The 17,393-nt window shown below is 37.2% G+C and carries 10 protein-coding genes and 1 pseudogene; 8 read left to right on the top strand and 3 right to left on the bottom strand.

The genetic code is table 11. The features are described 5' to 3' along the window. The first annotated feature begins 401 nt into the window (after positions 1–401). Positions 402–2,246 carry a M2 family metallopeptidase gene (locus H4J50_RS11285; RefSeq protein ID WP_182256469.1) on the top strand — a complete coding sequence of 615 codons (1,845 nt, stop codon included), beginning with the start codon at positions 402–404 and terminating at the stop codon, positions 2,244–2,246. A gap of 133 nt (positions 2,247–2,379) precedes the next feature. On the opposite strand, the gene H4J50_RS11290 is transcribed toward H4J50_RS11285, so the two are convergent. Next, the gene (locus H4J50_RS11290; protein ID WP_182256471.1) at positions 2,380–3,846 is read right to left on the bottom strand and encodes a hypothetical protein; all 1,467 of its coding nucleotides are present in this window, start codon (positions 3,844–3,846) and stop codon (positions 2,380–2,382) included. Positions 3,847–4,203: 357 nt separating this feature from the next. On the opposite strand from H4J50_RS11290, the gene H4J50_RS11295 reads away from it, so the two are divergent. Further along, positions 4,204–4,854 (top strand): LiaF domain-containing protein, encoded by a 651-nt coding sequence (locus H4J50_RS11295; RefSeq protein WP_182256473.1) that lies wholly within the window; start codon positions 4,204–4,206, stop codon positions 4,852–4,854. Positions 4,855–5,079: 225 nt separating this feature from the next. On the opposite strand, the gene H4J50_RS11300 is transcribed toward H4J50_RS11295, so the two are convergent. After that, positions 5,080–6,300 (bottom strand): Nramp family divalent metal transporter, encoded by a 1,221-nt coding sequence (locus H4J50_RS11300; protein ID WP_182256475.1) that lies wholly within the window; start codon positions 6,298–6,300, stop codon positions 5,080–5,082. A gap of 274 nt (positions 6,301–6,574) precedes the next feature. Between H4J50_RS11300 and H4J50_RS11305 the strand changes: the two genes are divergently transcribed. Then, on the top strand, positions 6,575–7,078 hold the full coding sequence (locus tag H4J50_RS11305) for a MarR family winged helix-turn-helix transcriptional regulator (RefSeq protein WP_108456638.1): 504 nt from the start codon (positions 6,575–6,577) through the stop codon (positions 7,076–7,078). Here H4J50_RS11305 and H4J50_RS11310 read toward each other — a convergent pair. Then, positions 7,075–9,039, bottom strand: coding sequence for a BCCT family transporter (locus H4J50_RS11310; RefSeq protein ID WP_108456644.1), 1,965 nt, complete (start codon positions 9,037–9,039; stop codon positions 7,075–7,077). The two genes, H4J50_RS11305 and H4J50_RS11310, sit on opposite strands and share 4 nt — an antisense overlap. 258 nt (positions 9,040–9,297) lie before the next feature. On the opposite strand from H4J50_RS11310, the gene H4J50_RS11315 reads away from it, so the two are divergent. The 5 genes and pseudogenes from H4J50_RS11315 to H4J50_RS11335 form a co-directional block, all read left to right on the top strand. After that, a complete protein-coding gene (locus H4J50_RS11315) occupies positions 9,298–11,946 on the top strand; it encodes a TonB-dependent receptor (RefSeq protein WP_108456645.1) in 2,649 nt (882 codons plus the stop codon). Between the two features lie 136 nt (positions 11,947–12,082). Then, positions 12,083–14,080 carry a tetratricopeptide repeat-containing sulfotransferase family protein gene (locus tag H4J50_RS11320; protein WP_182256477.1) on the top strand — a complete coding sequence of 666 codons (1,998 nt, stop codon included), beginning with the start codon at positions 12,083–12,085 and terminating at the stop codon, positions 14,078–14,080. A 413-nt stretch (positions 14,081–14,493) separates the two neighbouring features. Then, the gene (locus tag H4J50_RS11325) at positions 14,494–15,978 is read left to right on the top strand and encodes a CotH kinase family protein (protein ID WP_182256479.1); all 1,485 of its coding nucleotides are present in this window, start codon (positions 14,494–14,496) and stop codon (positions 15,976–15,978) included. A gap of 535 nt (positions 15,979–16,513) precedes the next feature. Continuing rightward, a complete protein-coding gene (locus H4J50_RS11330) occupies positions 16,514–17,029 on the top strand; it encodes a hypothetical protein (protein ID WP_182256481.1) in 516 nt (171 codons plus the stop codon). 84 nt (positions 17,030–17,113) lie between these two features. Continuing rightward, a pseudogene (locus tag H4J50_RS11335) lies at positions 17,114–17,393 on the top strand (hypothetical protein); the annotation flags it as partial.

Here is a 17,393-nt window from a genome sequence, read left to right on the forward strand (position 1 = left end):
TCCTTACTTATAACGTTTAAATTATTTTGTTGGCTTTTATTAAGTTATCTCACTCCACTTACCTTATAACTAAGGCTTTAACCGTTATATGATTACAAAGTTTTACACAAAAAACACAGTTAAAAACACCTAAAATAGCTATTATATTTTGGCGTTGCATGAAGAGCTTTGTGAAACGCAAATTTCATACTTTCCCTAGTATATTTATATAATGGCTCAGCATCCCTTTCGCTGAGCTTTTTTTTGTCTAAAATTTAGTAACTTCAGGATTTTACCCTATACACAGCACCAACAGAGCAATTCTGTTGCCAAGATACTCATCTCAAACTACACTAATCAAGAATTTATATTAAGTTGACTAAATCGCGAAATAAGCGCTAACAAAAATAAAATGGATACTTATGAAACCAACGTTTAAATTAACCACAGCAGCGATTATAGTTGCCACTAGCTTAAGTGCCTGTAATGGCGAGAAAGTAGTAAAAATTGACACTAAAGCCACTAGCCAACCTAGCAAAACGTTAACCATGAAAGATGCGGATAAATTTTTGGCCACGACTGAGAAGGAATTAATTCAACTTAATACCGTAGGTGCTCGTGCCGCTTGGATCAATGCTAACTTTATTACTGAAGATACTTCTGCGCTAGCCGCCGCTGCCGATCAAAAATCGACTGAAGCTGGTGTTCGTTTTGCCATGCAAGCGGCTAAGTTTGATGCTGTTGAAGTCAATACAGATCAACGCCGAAAGCTGAATATATTAAAACAAAGTTTAGTGATGCCAGCCCCTCAAGATGCTAAAAAATCAGCAGAATTATCAAAAATTGGTGCTGAACTAAATAGCATGTATGGCAAAGGAAAATATAAGGCTGAATCAGGTGAAACGTTAAGCTTAGGCCAAATGACGGCAACAATGGCAACGTCACGTAACTACGATGAGTTATTAGAAATGTGGCAAGGCTGGCGAACAATTAGTCCTGACATGAAACCTCTCTATATTCGACAAGCAGAATTGGGTAACGAAGGTGCACAAGGTTTAGGCTATGAAGACTTAGGCGCAATGTGGCGTTCTAATTACGATATGTCAGCAAATGAATTTGCCACAGAACTTGACCGCTTATGGGGACAAGTTAAACCTTTATATGATGATCTGCATTGTTATGTGCGCACAGAGCTAGGCAAAACTTATGGTGAAGATAAAGTACCACAAGATCAACCTATTCCTGCGCATTTACTGGGTAATATGTGGGCTCAATCATGGGGTAATATTTACGACTTAGTTGCGCCAGAAAATGCCGATCCAGGCTATGATCTTACCAAACAACTCGCCGCAAATAATTACGACGAAATTAAAATGGTAAAAGGAGCTGAAAGCTTTTTCACATCGCTTGGTTTTGAAGCCTTACCAGAAACATTTTGGCAGCGCTCATTATTTACTAAACCTGCCGACAGAGATGTTGTTTGTCATGCATCAGCATGGGATTTAGATGCTAAAGACGATATTCGCATTAAAATGTGTATACAAAAAACGGGTGAAGATTTCTCAGTTATACATCACGAATTAGGGCATAACTTTTATCAACGCGCATACCAAAACCAACCAGTTTATTATCAAAACAGTGCTAACGACGGTTTTCACGAAGCCATTGGTGACACTATAGCCCTTTCGGTAACACCTAAGTACTTAAAAGAAATTGGCTTAATTAACACCATTCCAGATGAGTCTAAAGATATTGGTTTACTCATGAAAATGGCATTGGATAAAGTTGCCTTTATTCCTTTTGGTTTAATGGTCGATCAGTGGCGTTGGAAAGTTTATTCTGGTGAAGTTACTCCTGAAAATTATAATACTGCTTGGTGGGAGTTACGTGAAAAATACCAAGGTGTTAGAGCACCAGTTGAGCGTAAAACAAATGCCTTTGATCCCGGCGCTAAATATCATGTTCCCGGTGGCGTGCCTTATTCACGTTATTTCTTAGCCCATATACAGCAGTTTGAATTTCACCGCGCCTTGTGTGATATATCAGGTAATACCGCCCCTATTCATCGTTGTTCTATCTATAACAATAAAGATGCCGGTGCCGCTCTAAATACTGTACTTGAAATGGGTTCAAGCCAACCATGGCAGCAAGCCTATAAAGTGCTAACGGGCAATGAGCAAATGGATGCAACTGCCATTTTGGATTATTTCGCACCATTACACACCTGGTTGAAAGATAAAAACCAAGGTAAACAGTGTGGCTTTTAACATTTAACTAGCACGATTAAAAAGCCGTTAAATCTTATGATTTAACGGCTTTTTGCTATGTTTGCTAAACAACTTTACGACATTTTATAGAAAACAATACTTTAGTTTATTCCTTACGATAAACTATTGCTTATCAATGAAATAACGCTAACTCTTTTTTTATTAGTTCTGAAGTGCCATCATTTTTTGTCGGTTTGTGTTTTGTATTTTCACGTTTTTTATCGATATTGGCTAATCTGACTGGCAAGGCCTTAGCCATACTTGAAATACCGACGCCGCTCATAGTTACCCTAAAATTAGCCCAATCCATTTTACTCCATTTGTCATTGGCAAAGTCTCCAGCATCTCTGGTAACTTTACTTCGCAAAAAGTCATCATAATCACTGATCCCTATGTAATCTCTAGCACCAACAGCAATACTTAGGGTGTCTATATTTGCATCAAGGTCAACATCAGAGATAAAAGCACTTAAATCAAGGTTTTCGATGTTAGGCACTTGGCCTGAAGTCGGCGCATAAATGTACCAGTCAAGAATAGACCCCATATAGCTAGAAGCACTAATACTCACATTCATAAAATCAAGTTCACCCGCATAAGAAATAGCATAACTACCGGTTTCACTGGTTAGTACCTCAAGCAATTCAACATAATTTATTGGCAATAAGGGTAAATCAAATGTTTGATTTATATTGGTAGTGGCGATATTTGAGTATCTTAAAATATAGGCACGATCAATGTCAGGAATCTCATAAATATCTTCAAAGCTATACGCTGCTATTGAATAGAATTCAGCTTGTTCAACCGGATAACTATATACGTTAGAACTTGCATCAAATGCAAAACTAATCAAATGATGATTGTCATCTATAAAAGCTGATACTTGTCGGTAAGAGTCAGGCGAAACAATATTAACGGGTTGGCCCCGAAGCTCTGCACTAACTGAAGAAGCTTGTTGAATATTTTCTATTACCGCGGCATATGACTCTGCCGGATTTATAAAATCTATAATTGTTGTAACAAGCGGAGGCTTTTCACCAACTTTACTACATTGTTCAATACCTTCTATTTCTGAATACCCAACATAATTTAAAATATTACTATGACGTTGCGCACCGAATAATTCTGCATCACCAGTATCTGCGGGTCTATCTGGGACATTAACTGATAAAGTGTTTTGAAAGCAATTACAAAGGCTGGTATCACCGGAACTAGTGTAAACAGTACCCAGATCAATTATCGGATGGTCAATATAGGTTCTAATATCGAAAGGCTTGACACCTGACACTTCATCAACCCCTCGCAATAATACAGAAATTGTTTCTGTATTATTGTCTGTTTCATAGCTCATGCTACCGTTTGCGTCAGCCAAAATGACCTCTTTATTTGAATAGTCATTATTGTGAATGATCAGCGCAGCGTCAGTGGCAATACTTGTATTCCCACACGCATCTACGTTAAGTGCTTTTACTGAAATTGATGCCCTTGGAGTATTGTTTGATGTGTTATCTTTTTGTGTGACTTCAGTATCAGAATTTTCTGATGACCCGCCGCACGCAGCAAGTAATACAACAAGCGTTGCATAGATAATATTACGATTCATTTTAAGTCCCTTTAAAAATTATAATTTCGGTATAAGAGTGATTAGTCGTACTCTATATCATAGAAAAACTCCCATCATGGTGAAAAGCTTCATCACACCTACCACTTTAATAATAGAAAACAACCACATTAAAGCAACATCAAATGACTAAAATTTTAAGACTTCTGATTACGTTTTGTAGTAGTAATATTAATCAATTTTGTGAATATTATGCTAATCCTTAGTGCTTTTAACTATTAGAGAAAAAAACAAAAGGATAATCCATTGATTAATATGGCTTTAATTTATGGCCAGTTCTTTGCTACTATCTATTAATAAACGATTAACAAATACCAACAAAGACAAGGGAATGACCCCATGACAGTAATTCTTGAAGATCGACCAATTGAACAAGTACGGGAAGAAACGATAGATCAGTTAATATTTAACTATAGCCACGGCGTTATTTCGGCAGAAGCGTTCGAGCGTCGATTAGATCAAGCAATGAACAGTAATACTCACCAAGAAATAGTCGACCTTGTGGCTGACCTTACACTCAAGGCAGATACTAACTACAGTAATAAGAAAGAACATCAATTTACGCCAAGCTATACCTCAGGAGATGTTGACGACACCCTGCACCTTAAGAGTATGCTAGGTAATGTCGAACGAAGTGGTCAATGGTTAGTACCTAAAATTATTACAGTAAATAACATTTTGGGTGAAGCCGTTCTCGATTTTACCGATGCTATTTTTCAGCATCAACATATCACGATTAAATTAAACTGTATTCTTGGTAGTAGCAAAGTCTATATACCAGAGAATGTTAACGTGGTTTGTAAAAGCTATTGCATCATCAGTAGCATCGAAAATAAAGCCCCTTCGATGGCAAGTAGACAAGCGCCTATTATTACCATTGAAGGTAAAGTCGTTTTAGGGTCATTAAATGTCGAAATTAAAAGGACCATTAAAGAGAAATTTATCGCTTTCGCTAACAACCTAAAGTCCGCTTTTGATGTTGATAAGTAAATTGGATAGGTAGCAGGATAAATAAGTTATAAGTTTCTACCTAAAACAGCGAATCATCTAAAGCTTAATTAAAATGGCATGATTAAAACGAACCAATAAAACTTGCCACCGAATCTATAAAACTAAAAAAGCCAAACTATGTTTGGCTTTTTTCATTGAACAGTAAAGTTTTAAAAGGGTTAGTTAGCTTTACACCCAAAAGTGAAATCACTTAAAAACTAAGAATTACAACAAACCAAACGCCGACATTAAGCTTCGTCCGCTCAAAAGTAGAGTCACCAAAATAACAGCAACAGCTGCAATGTTTTGCCAGCGATTATTTCGGTATTCCCCTAACGCTTGAGTATTAACAATCCATAATAAAAATATACTGATCAAAGGTAGAAGCAGGCCATTCGCAATTTGCGCAAACCAAATGATGGTTACCGGTTTAAAGCCAGCACTACTGATTAGCACGCCTAAAATTAAGATAATTATCCACGTTAATCTAAAGCCAAAGCCATTTAAGCTTTTATCTAAATTTAAAATACCGCTCAATGCAAAAGCCGCAGCTAAAGGCGCTGTAATAGCTGATGATATACCTGCAGCGAAAAGTCCAAAGCCTAAAAATATACTGGCAGCGTCACCAAACAATGGTTGTAAAGATGGCGCAATATCTGCGGCGCTTTGCAAATTAATTTGTTTACCAAAAAACGCAGAAGCAGCGGTGGATAAAATAGCTACTGAGATTAGGGCCCCCAGAGGAATGGAAACAAACAAATCTTGTCGAGCCTTTGAAATGTCTTTTACTGAATGCCATTTTTTACTTGCTGTGGAAGCATGTAAAAATAAATTATAGGGGACTACTGTAGTACCAATAAGTGCAATAACGGTGAGGGTTGCGCCTGTAGGTAATTCAAAGGCAATAAAACCTTTACCTAGCTCAAGCCACTGTGGTTCACTTAAGAAGAACGTAACGATAAACGCCACACTCATCAAGCCCACCAAAAGTACTAAAGCACTTTCAATAACTTTGTAGCTACCCGTGATCAATAACAAAAAGGCAATTACACCAATCGATAATGGAAATAACCAATTAACGTAAGATACCTGCCAACCTAGTTGCTCAACCACACTAACCAAACCTAAACTTGCACCTGAGATATTACCACTTTGATATGCACCATTACCTACGACAATCGCACTAACGACTAGCATAACCACCAATGCCTTAATCAATGGTTGTTTAATGGCATGTCGAATGTTTTCACCTAAACCTTGCTGACTAACAATACCTAATCTTGCCGCCATTTCTTGTAGAACGAGGGTCGCAACCATAGCAAATAATAAAGCCCACACTAACGAAAGGCCATAATTTGCACCTGCCATTGATGCTGTAATAATAGTACCTGGACCAATAAACGCTGCCGTGACTAAAAATGCGGGCCCTATTTTTGGGAGTCTCATATTTGTCTACCTTGTGATTGTTATTATTTTTATATGTCGGTTGTACTTTTATTTATCATATCAATAAATGTTAAAAGATTTTAGTGAGATAAACTGTATTAATTAATGGCTTATCTTGTCATAAAGAAGATAAAAAGAAGCCCATTTTATTCATCTAATTAATAATGCTGTAAAAGTAAGTAGCCAAGTAATACTGCTTAATTACACAAATACCCTAGTCGCATCTTATAATTTTGATTAAACTACCGCAATTCACTGTTATAAGCCTATTGTTATGGAAAAACACCAGGAACTATTAATCGCCTTAAGAAAAGTGATTCGCGCGATTGATTTACATTCAAAACATCTTAATAAAACATCAGGCTTAACCAGTCCGCAATTATTAATTATGCTAGAAATTGACAAAGCCTCAGGTATAAATTCAAGCCAAGTGGCAAAAAATGTTAATTTAAGCCCTGCAACTGTCACTAATATTCTTGATAGGCTAGAAAACAAAAAGCTTATTTTAAGAGTACGTGACACACAAGATAAACGTAAAGTAGGTTTATATTTAACTGATGACGGTAAAGCATTATTACTTAATGCTCCACAAGCTTTGCAAGAACATTTTATAGAAAAATTTTCTAGCTTGGCTCAATGGGAGCAATCTCAATTGTTGTCTTCAATGGAACGATTATCAGAAATGATGAATGCGGATGAAATAGATGCCGCACCACTATTAGAGTTGCATGCAATGAGCGCCAGCAGTATAAATAAAACTGACGCCCCTAAAAGTTAACGCAATAAATGTAAAAAGTGTAAATGTTTATGGTATTGATCAATAACATTATTGATCACTGCCGTTTTTGACCAACCCATAATGTCATAATCTTGTCCACCTTCTCCTAAATGAACTTCAGCACGGTAGTAACTTTGTTCATCTTCATCTTCGTCTATTTCAACAACAAAGTCAGGCTGTGAATGCTTACGCGCAAGCACACGATAGACAAACTTTTGTTCTTCTCCATGATCAACCAGTAAACTCAGTCCATCTTCTTGGGAAACAACCACATTAATCTGATTTTTTTGTAACTCTTCAGCAACAGACTCAAAAGCAGGTAAAACCGTTTGACTGATAAACTTGTTCACATTGCTTTTATTAGGATAATCAACAATATTTTTTAACCGTGCTTGCCAACTATCGTTACTTAAATTACTGGTATTACTGGCATAAGGAACTGCGGCTATGAGTTGGCTTTCTTGCTTAAAAGCCTCAACCCTCAACGCTTTAATTAAGCCAACAATAGCAAGCAGTAATACCACAGCAAAAGGTAATGCACTTGCAATAGTCATGGTTTGTAATGCATTAAGTCCGCCAGCAAGGAGTAAAATAGCAGCCACTAAGCCTATGCCTATGGCCCAATAAACACGCTGCCATAACGGTGTATTATTACTGCCATGCGAACACAGCATATCTACAACCATTGCGCCCGAGTCGCATGAGGTGACAAAAAATATTACGATCATTAACACACTGAAAAAAGACAGTAATGTTGATAATGGGAAGTTCTCTAAGAAAACAAATAACGCCACTGAAGAGTCTTTACTAACCATTTCACCTAGTTCAACAACGCCTTGGTTATGCACTAAATCAATGGCACTATTGCCAAAGATAGTCATCCAAAATAATGTAAAAACGGTGGGAATTAGCATCACGCCAACAATAAACTCTCTAATCGTTCGACCACGAGATATTCTCGCAATAAACAAACCGACAAAAGGTGCCCAAGCCAACCACCAACCCCAGTAGAATATTGTCCAACCACCTATCCATTCGGTTTTCTTATAAGCGAATAAGTTAAACGTGTTATGAACTATATCAGCGAGATAATCGCCTATATTTTGTAAGTAAGCTTGTAGTAAAAATACCGTAGGACCCAGCACAAAAATCAATACTAATAAAATAACGGCTAAAACCATATTCGTTTCAGAGAGTATTTTAATGCCTTTATCTAAGCCAGTAGCAACAGATATAACGGCAAGTCCGATGATACCTGTCATGATAATAATTTGATTGGTAGTAGAAACATCAATACCAAATAAATAACTAAAACCAGCATTAACTTGAGATGCGCCTAGCCCTAAAGAAGTAGCAACACCAAAAACAGTACTGACAACGGCAAAAACATCAACTAAATGTCCTGGCCACTGATAAATTCTATCTCCAATAAGTGGATATAAGGCAGAACGTAATGTTAAAGGTAAGTTATGTCGATAACTAAAATAAGCAAGTACTAAGGCAACAATGGCATAAATTGCCCAAGCATGAAGACCCCAATGGAAAAAGGTCATTTTCATTGCTTCTTGAACCGCAGCAACAGAGCCAGTTTCAGCTGTAGGTGGCGACAAATAGTGCATTAGAGGCTCTGCTACGCCAAAAAACATCAAGCCAATGCCCATTCCTGCAGCAAATAACATAGAAAGCCAAGTCAACATAGAGTAATCAGGGGTGGCATGGTCTGGTCCTAAGCGAATATCACCATAACGAGAGAACCCTAAAAAGATCACAAAAAAGAAAATGAATGCAACGGTTAACACATAAAACCAACTGCCATTATCAACAATGCTGGACTGTATAATACTAAACAAACTTTGTGCCTGTTTAGGTAATGCGGCGGTATATAATAAAAGAGCAATAATAATAGCTGAAGCGCTAACAAATACTTTTTTATTTAATTGACTACTAGCGGATAAAGACAAAGCCTTCCCCTTATTTTTATTTGTATTGATATTATATCTTGTTAATCAAGCTGTAAATAGCCTCCAATGTAAACAATAGTTAGTTTTACCCTTTCTCGTAATAAACCGCTATTAGTTATGTTTTTTGTAAACAAATGTATATTTTGTTAACATAGGAGCAGTCCAAATATAGTTAGTGCTCTAACTATTACAATAATTAGAACACTAACTATATTTGACAACTTATCTACCAAAAAAAAACACCTAGGGAAAATCTATATGAAACTTACTAAACTGCATTGTGCAGTGCTAACAGCACTAGCATCGTCAGGTACTATTTACGCAGAAGAAACTACAAAGAAAGCATCAATAGAAACTATTGAAGTTACCGCGACTAAACGCTCAGAGTCAATTCAAGATGTACCTGTTACGGTTACAGCATTAACAGGTAACAGCCTAGAAATATTAGGTGTTTCTAATTTCGATCAATATGTAGAATTTTTACCAAATGTAGTTTTCCAAGGCACAGGCCCTGGTCAAAATGAAATTTATATTCGTGGTGCAGCAACGACTCAAACCAATATTTCTGTTTCATCAGTACAAGCTTTGCAACCGTCTGTTGCCTTTTATTTAGATGAACAACCTGTTTCAATGCAAGGTCGTAACTTAGATATTTACGCGACTGATGTTGAGCGTATAGAAGTACTTCCGGGGCCACAAGGCACACTTTTTGGTGCTAGCTCACAATCGGGTACTGTACGCTTAATTACTAACAAGCCGACACATGATGGTTTTGCTGCAGGTTTTGATACCAGCACTAGCTTCACCAAAGGCGGCGATATGAGTAACTCGGTTGAAGCATATTTTAATATGTCTTTAACTGACAATCTTGCTGTGCGTGTTGCAGCTTATAACGACCATCAAGGTGGTTGGATTGATAATATTCAAAACGACCCAAGCAATGGTGGTTATACCGGTAGTGCCATAGTTATTGATAGAATCTCAGCTGGTTTCTCTAAATTAGCAGATCCTGCAAACACGCCAGTTAATATACCGCAAAATGATGCATTAGTAGAAGATGACTTCAACACTGCTGATTACTCGGGCGCACGTTTCGGTTTATCTTATATGATTAACAACGAGTGGGATCTTCTTGTTCAACATACTCAACAGTCTCTTGATACTGAAGGTGTGTTTTCTTACGATCCTAACCTTGACGGTGAAACATCAACCAACCGTTTCACACCTGAAAACAACAACGATGACTTTGGTTTAACTACTTGGACATTAGAAGGTCGTCTTGAACACCTTACTGTTGTTTATACTGGTGGTTATTTAGACCGTGATATCAACTCAACTATTGATTACACCGGTTACACTAATGGTGGCCAATTCTCTTCTTATTACGTTTGTAATTATGCAAGTGCGCCTGATGTACAAGAGTGTTTTGACCCAACTAAGTTTTACAAAGAAGAAACAAGTAGCTCACGCACAACGCACGAATTACGTATGAATACTTCAGCTGAAAACCGCTGGCGCGTTACGGCTGGTGTTTTTTATGACACGCAAGAGCTATCAACTGTTGGTCAATTTAAAATAGCCAACACTGAACTTTTCCCTAACCTAGCTAGAGAATTAGCAGGTACTGAAGGAATTAACAGTAATGGCGGTCCTTTCTCTTCTGAAGTGAGCTTTGTTAACGATGTTACACACACTATTGATCAAATCGCCGTATTTGGGCAATTAGAGTACGACATTACTGATACGGTTACCGCAAGTTTTGGTGCACGTTGGTATCAAATTGATGACATTTATAAAGGCGCTACAACTACCGCTGATGTAAGTGGTCGATTACGCGCATTCGGCGACGGTAGCGATGCTGCTTTAACTGAATTTTTTGGCGCTGATGAAGCCGCAGCTATCCAAGCAGCTATTGCTAGTGGTCAATTAGAAACTGACTTACTTGATAGCAACGGTAAGCTAACGGTTGATGACACTATCATCAAAACCTCTATTGACTGGAAAATAAATGACGATGTAATGGTATTTGCATCATATTCAGAAGGCTTTAGACCGCCGGTTACTAACCGTGTTGGTGGTGGTTCTGCTGCTAACCAAGAAGGTGCATTTGAAGGTTTCCGTATACCTGTTTACTCAACAACAGATAGCTTAGATAACGTTGAAATTGGCTTTAAATCAACTTTACTTGATCAAAGCCTGCGCTTTAATGCCACAGCTTATTATTCAAAAATATCTGATCTACAAACTTCTCGCTATGACCCAACAAACATCAGCTTTTTAGTATTTACTGACAACGTTGGTGATGCAGAAATTAAAGGTATAGACGGTGATTTTAGCTGGGTAGCTACAGATAATTTAGTTATATCTGGTGCGTTTAGTTTAATTGATACTGAGTTAACGTCAATCAATGCACAACTTGACGGCATTGCGCCTCCAGAAGGCAGTAGATTACCTTATTCAGCTAAATTTTCAGGTAACTTACAAGCACAATACTTCTACCCTATTTCGGGAGATATGACAGGCTATGTAAACGGTTCAATTAGTTATACCGGCGAAAGACTTGCGGGTATGGTGATGGACGCTTATATGATTGAAGATGCTACCAATTTAATCTATGGCACAGGCTCTGGTTTAAGCATTGAAAAAGAATCTGACGTATTTTCTGGTGTTAATTACCAAGATAGTAACGGCGAAACCTTTGCAGGTGGTCGTTATGTGCAAGATAGTTATGTTTTGGCTAACATAAGCTTTGGTGTTACAAACGACGAATGGAAAGCTGAGTTTTTCATCGACAACTTAACAGATAAAAGTGCAATATTGTATGTTGATACTCAACAATACACGCCAAAAGTTGTATCTAACAGACCACGTACTATTGGTTTTAGATTCTCTTACGACTTTTATTAAGCTGTAATCGAAATCTAAAAAGTTAATATGATCGAAATAAAAACCGTTTGATATCTGTATCAAGCGGTTTTTTATTGTAAAGTACCCGCAAATCTAAAATATAAATAATACCCTCACTTGCTTCGGAGCTAAGTCATTGGACAATACATCTCACCCTTCAATTGAAAGCCAATTAAAATCAATTCAAAAATTAATCCAAGCGACAAAATTCGACGAAGCTATAAAACAATGTAAACAGCTACAAACGCAAAGCACAGACTCACAAGATAATATTGAGCTATGGTATTTAATTGCCGTTGCCCAGCGCTATGCAAAAACATTACCGCTGGCATTAACCAGTATTAATGAATTACTTAAACTTGAAAATAAACACAGTCGAGCAAATCAAGAAAAAGGCTTTATCTATTTAGCGTTAAATGAAACAACACTGGCTAAGAAATCGTTTGAAAAAGCTGTAGAGCTCAACCCAAGCTTAGTCGCTAGTTGGCAGGCATTGATTCAACTATACCGTGACGAAAATCAACAAAACAATATCCAAAAAGCGGCAAATCATCTAGAAAAACTAAAAAAACTTCCCCCGGCTTTACTCGCGGTTACTGAGTTAATGCATGAAGGTAAACTATTAAAAGCAGAGCAAATTTGTCGACACTTTTTACAAAACAACAAACGCCATGTTGATGGCATGTGTATGCTTGCTGAAATTGGCATAGAGCTAAAAATTTATGACGATGCCGAGTTTTTGTTAGCCAGTGCTCTCGAATTAGACCCAAACCATATTCATGCCCGTTCACTATACCTCAATTTACTTATCCGTTTAGGTAAATACAAAGTAGCAGCACAACAAGTTGAACCTTTACTCATAGCTCAACCTGACAATTTAAGTTTTAAAATAGCCAAAGCAAGTGCTTTAACAGGCTTAGGTGAAATAGAGCAAGCCATAAGCTTGTTTGAGCAAGTGGTTGCAGAAAACGATCAAGTGCCGGGTTTTCATTTACAGTTAGGCCATGCGTTAAAAACCAAAGGTGAAATTGAAAAGGCCATCTCTTCTTACCAAAAAGCTTATCAAATAAGTCCAAGTTATGGCGATGCGTTTTGGAGTTTAGCCAATACTAAAACCTATCGTTTTAGCGATAGCGAAATTGCTCAAATGCAAACTCAACAAAATAATGAAGATTTAGCATTACTTGATAGCATTCAACTACATTTTGCTACTGGTAAAGCCTTTGAAGATAGAAAAGACTATGATCAAGCCTTTAAATCCTACCAAAAAGGTAATGAATTACAGCATGCACATAATGGCTTTGATATAACGAAATTTGAGCAACAAGTCGCCGAACAAATTAAATATTGTACACCTGAGCTATTTAAAAACCGCGGCAACTTAGGGCTTAACGTGCCCGACCCTATTTTTATTTTGGGTTTACCACGTGCAGGCTCAACCCTACTAGAGCAAATATTGGCTTCTCATAGCCAAGTTGATGGCACAATGGAGTTACACAATATATTAGGCTTAGCATCAAGATTACGTGGCCGTAGTAAAAGCCAAAATGATGAAGAAGCACAATATCCTAAAAATTTAGCTGAAATTAATCCCGACTATTTCAAGCGCTTTGGTCAACAGTTTATTGATGAAACACAAGTCTACCGAGAAAAAGCACCTTTATTTATCGACAAAATGCCAAACAACTTTATCCACATTGGCTTGATACGACTAATACTGCCGAATGCGAAAATTATTGATGCCAGACGCTCTCCTATGGCTTGTTGTTTTAGTGGTTTTAAACAGCTATTTGCTGAAGGACAAGATTTTAGTTACAACCTTGAAGATATTGGCCGTTACTACCAAGCATATTTAAAAATAATGGCGCACTGGGATGCCGTATTGCCGGGCCATGTGCTAACCGTGAACCATGAAGATGTAGTCGATGATTTAGAAAAACAAGTCAGAAGAATGCTTGATTTTGTAGGCTTAGAGTTTGAACAATCGTGTGTCGATTTTCATAAAACAAAACGTAACATCAAAACACCAAGTTCAGAGCAAGTTCGTCAACCTATATATAAAAGTGCCACTGAGCAATGGCGCTATTTTGAACCCTATTTAGGGCCATTGAAAAAAGTGCTGAATATCGACTAATTGACTAACTTACTAGAGATAAATAAAGTATTTCCGAGCTTGCAAAACAGCAAAGGTAAATACTTTAATTTCTACATAATTCTATTGTCTATGCCAGTGATTAGCACTTAACACTGGCAGTAAATAGTGTTAATTTTGCATACCTGATTGCATTTGGATTACCAGCCAATCCATTGATTATATTTCGAAATAAAATTATCTTAGCGCACCTCCTCATTAAATTTCCGGTCAAAACCTTTACGCTATTGCTTGGAGACTAAAATATATTTTGACCTTTAACCATCCATAATTTCCTTATTCTTTTCACTTTTTTTGCACAGTGTCTGCACATTTGTTTAGTACCTTCTACGGCACATCGCATTATGCCTCTTAATGCAATTGCACAATGCTTGAAAACAACCCTAGGATTTTTAATGTTAAATCGATTAAATTTAAGCTCTTCTCATACCTTGAGTAAAACATTACGACGAAATATTCTTGTTATCACATTAGGTTCATTACTTTTGCTAACTGCTTGTGGAGGCAGTGATAGCTCAATTGACGAGGAAGTCGTCGAAGATATTATTGCAGAAATACCGACTGATACGTCGACTGAAATTACTGATACTGACTTTGTTGCAACTGATTGGACTGAAGAAACTCATAGTAAGAACGTCGATCCAAATTTCGAAGAAGTGTTTGACGATAACCAAGTGAAACGTTTGGATTTTGTCGTCACTGAAGAACGTTGGCAAAGTATGCTTGATGATATGACGGCAACCTATGGCGAATTTGGTCAACGCTCTAATAACAACGGCTTAATTGATAGCGATGAAAATCCAATATTTGTGCCCGCTGACGTCTATTATCAAGACACTCAATGGTACCGAGTTGGAATTCGATTTAAAGGTAATTCCTCGCTACAAAGCAGTTGGCAAGCAGGTATTTTGAAACTATCTTTTAAGTTAGATTTTGATGAGTTCGAAGACGATTACCCACAAATTGATAACCAGCGTTTTTATGGTTTCAAAAAATTCAGCTTAAAAAACAACTTTGACGACGAATCTCTTTTACGTGAAAAAGTGGCATCTGACGTATTTAAAAAAGCTGGCCTAGCAGTATCTAATACCGGGTTTTACACCCTCTATGTTGATCATGGCAATGGTCCAGAATACTTTGGTTTATATACCTTAGTTGAAGAAATTGACGATACGCTTATCGAAACGCAGTTTACGAGCGATGATGGCAATTTATATAAGCCAGAAGACGGCGGTGCAAACTTTGCTGAAGGTTCGTTTAACGAAGAGAATTTTGAGAAAAAGACTAACGAAGATGATGAAGACTGGTCTGATATAATCGCACTTTTTGATGCATTACATGACGATACAGCAACCACAGCGCCTGCAACATGGAGAGAAAACCTAGAGGCTGTTTTCGACGTTGATGGATTTTTAAAGTATCTAGCAGTCAATGGCATTATTCAAAATTGGGATACCTATGGCAGAATGACTCATAACTACTATCTGTATAACAACCCTGAAACATCAAAACTAACCTGGATCCCGTGGGACAATAACGAAGCATTGCAAGAAGGAAAGCAAGGTGGAGCGTTAAACCTAGATTTTTCTAATCTTGATTCAAGTAACTGGCCATTAATTGCAAAACTATATGCTGATGATGTTTACAAGACTCGCTATAACGATTATGTATTGGCAGTGATAGGCGATTCGTTTAATACTAATAGTATGCAAGCCGCTTATGACAGTTATTCTGCACTTATTGAACCTTATGCTACAACTGAAATATCGGGCTACTCTTATTTGGAAAGCAGCAATGACTTTTACAATGCAGTTGAGCAACTTAATCAACATGCACAAAGTCGAGCTGAAGCAGTTGAAGCATATTTGAATAGTCAATAAATTGTTTATACTAATCACGTAAAGTCAGCTGGGGTATTCTATTAAAATCATATAAATACCCCATTAACTCAAACCCTGAATAATCAAAGCCTAAATACTCAATGAGCGGAGATTGTTCGGTGAATGAAAATTGCAAAGCACTTTATGTAAAAACGCTTTAGCACTTGCAAGCGTTGCTAGCTTTAGTAGCGCTCAGAGTGCAGTCGACTAAAACCTCGGAGGTAAAGTACCTTCCGGAAAATCAAGAGATTGACCCATTTTGTCCTGACACCGTAAAGGAAAAGGCTGAATAGCGCTCTTTCCAAGCTATTAATTACCAGTCGCTTTATCAAATATTACAGCCTTTAGCGTAACTCGTTATCACCAACACAAATCCAACACCCTAGAGCCCTTATTTGTCATTCTAGAGTTCTTATTTAATCGTATTTATTAGCTTAAATTTTTATTAATTTAAATATTCCACATCTGCATTTTTTTTGCACATTCATCTTATATACTCATGTCACGCTGGTATTTAAAGAGTTAAGAGAGTGTTATGAAGTTTATTATTGGTTTTATTTTATTATTCGTGAGTATTTTTAACGTTACCGGACAAGAGATGGTTATGGACCACTCTCATATGCCAATTAATGTTCCAACTAATGCAAAAATCCCGGCTTTAAGTCTACACCTGAGTAAAGATGCTATGTCTGGATATAACTTAACATTACAGTTACAGCGTTATGAGTTAATGCCTCCTCCGGAAGGCTTCTCAATGGCTGATTTAATGTCTGCCACCATTTCTCCCTCTTCGGGCTTTATTGAGGGCCATGCTCATTTATATATTAACGGGGTTAAAATTCAACGCATATACGGGGAAAACATACACTTACCTGACAGTTTATTTAAATCTAGCGTTAATACTATTTCGGTCACATTGAATAATCATGGGCATATGTATTGGGTTGCTAAAGACAAAAAGGTAGTTGCTACTCTTTATGTAGATCAAGATAAAACGCCTTTTGTTACCTATATATTTGAAAGTTTTCCGATTAAGAAAATAAATCAATAATCAACTGAGTTTTTTTGGCCATGTGCACTTTGTTTACACATTCATATTCTACAATCATTACGACTTATATATTAGGACAGTAAAATGATAAAAAATACTTTTTTAAAATACGCATTTAGTAGTGTGTTGCTATTGGCTTTAACAGCTTGCGGTGGCTCATCAACTGATGATACTACTACTGATAATACTACAGATAATTTAGCACCCGTTGTTGATGCAGGGCTTGACCAAACCGTTGATGAAGGAGCATCTGTAACATTAAACTTAACCGTAACAGATGACGACACTGTAACAGTAACCTGGTTACAACAGTCGGGTGTTAGTGTTATCTTGTCTGATACAAGTGCTAATTCACCAACCTTCA

The organism is Colwellia sp. 6M3 (assembly GCF_014077595.1).
In the GTDB taxonomy this organism is placed as follows: Bacteria; Pseudomonadota; Gammaproteobacteria; order Enterobacterales; family Alteromonadaceae; genus Cognaticolwellia.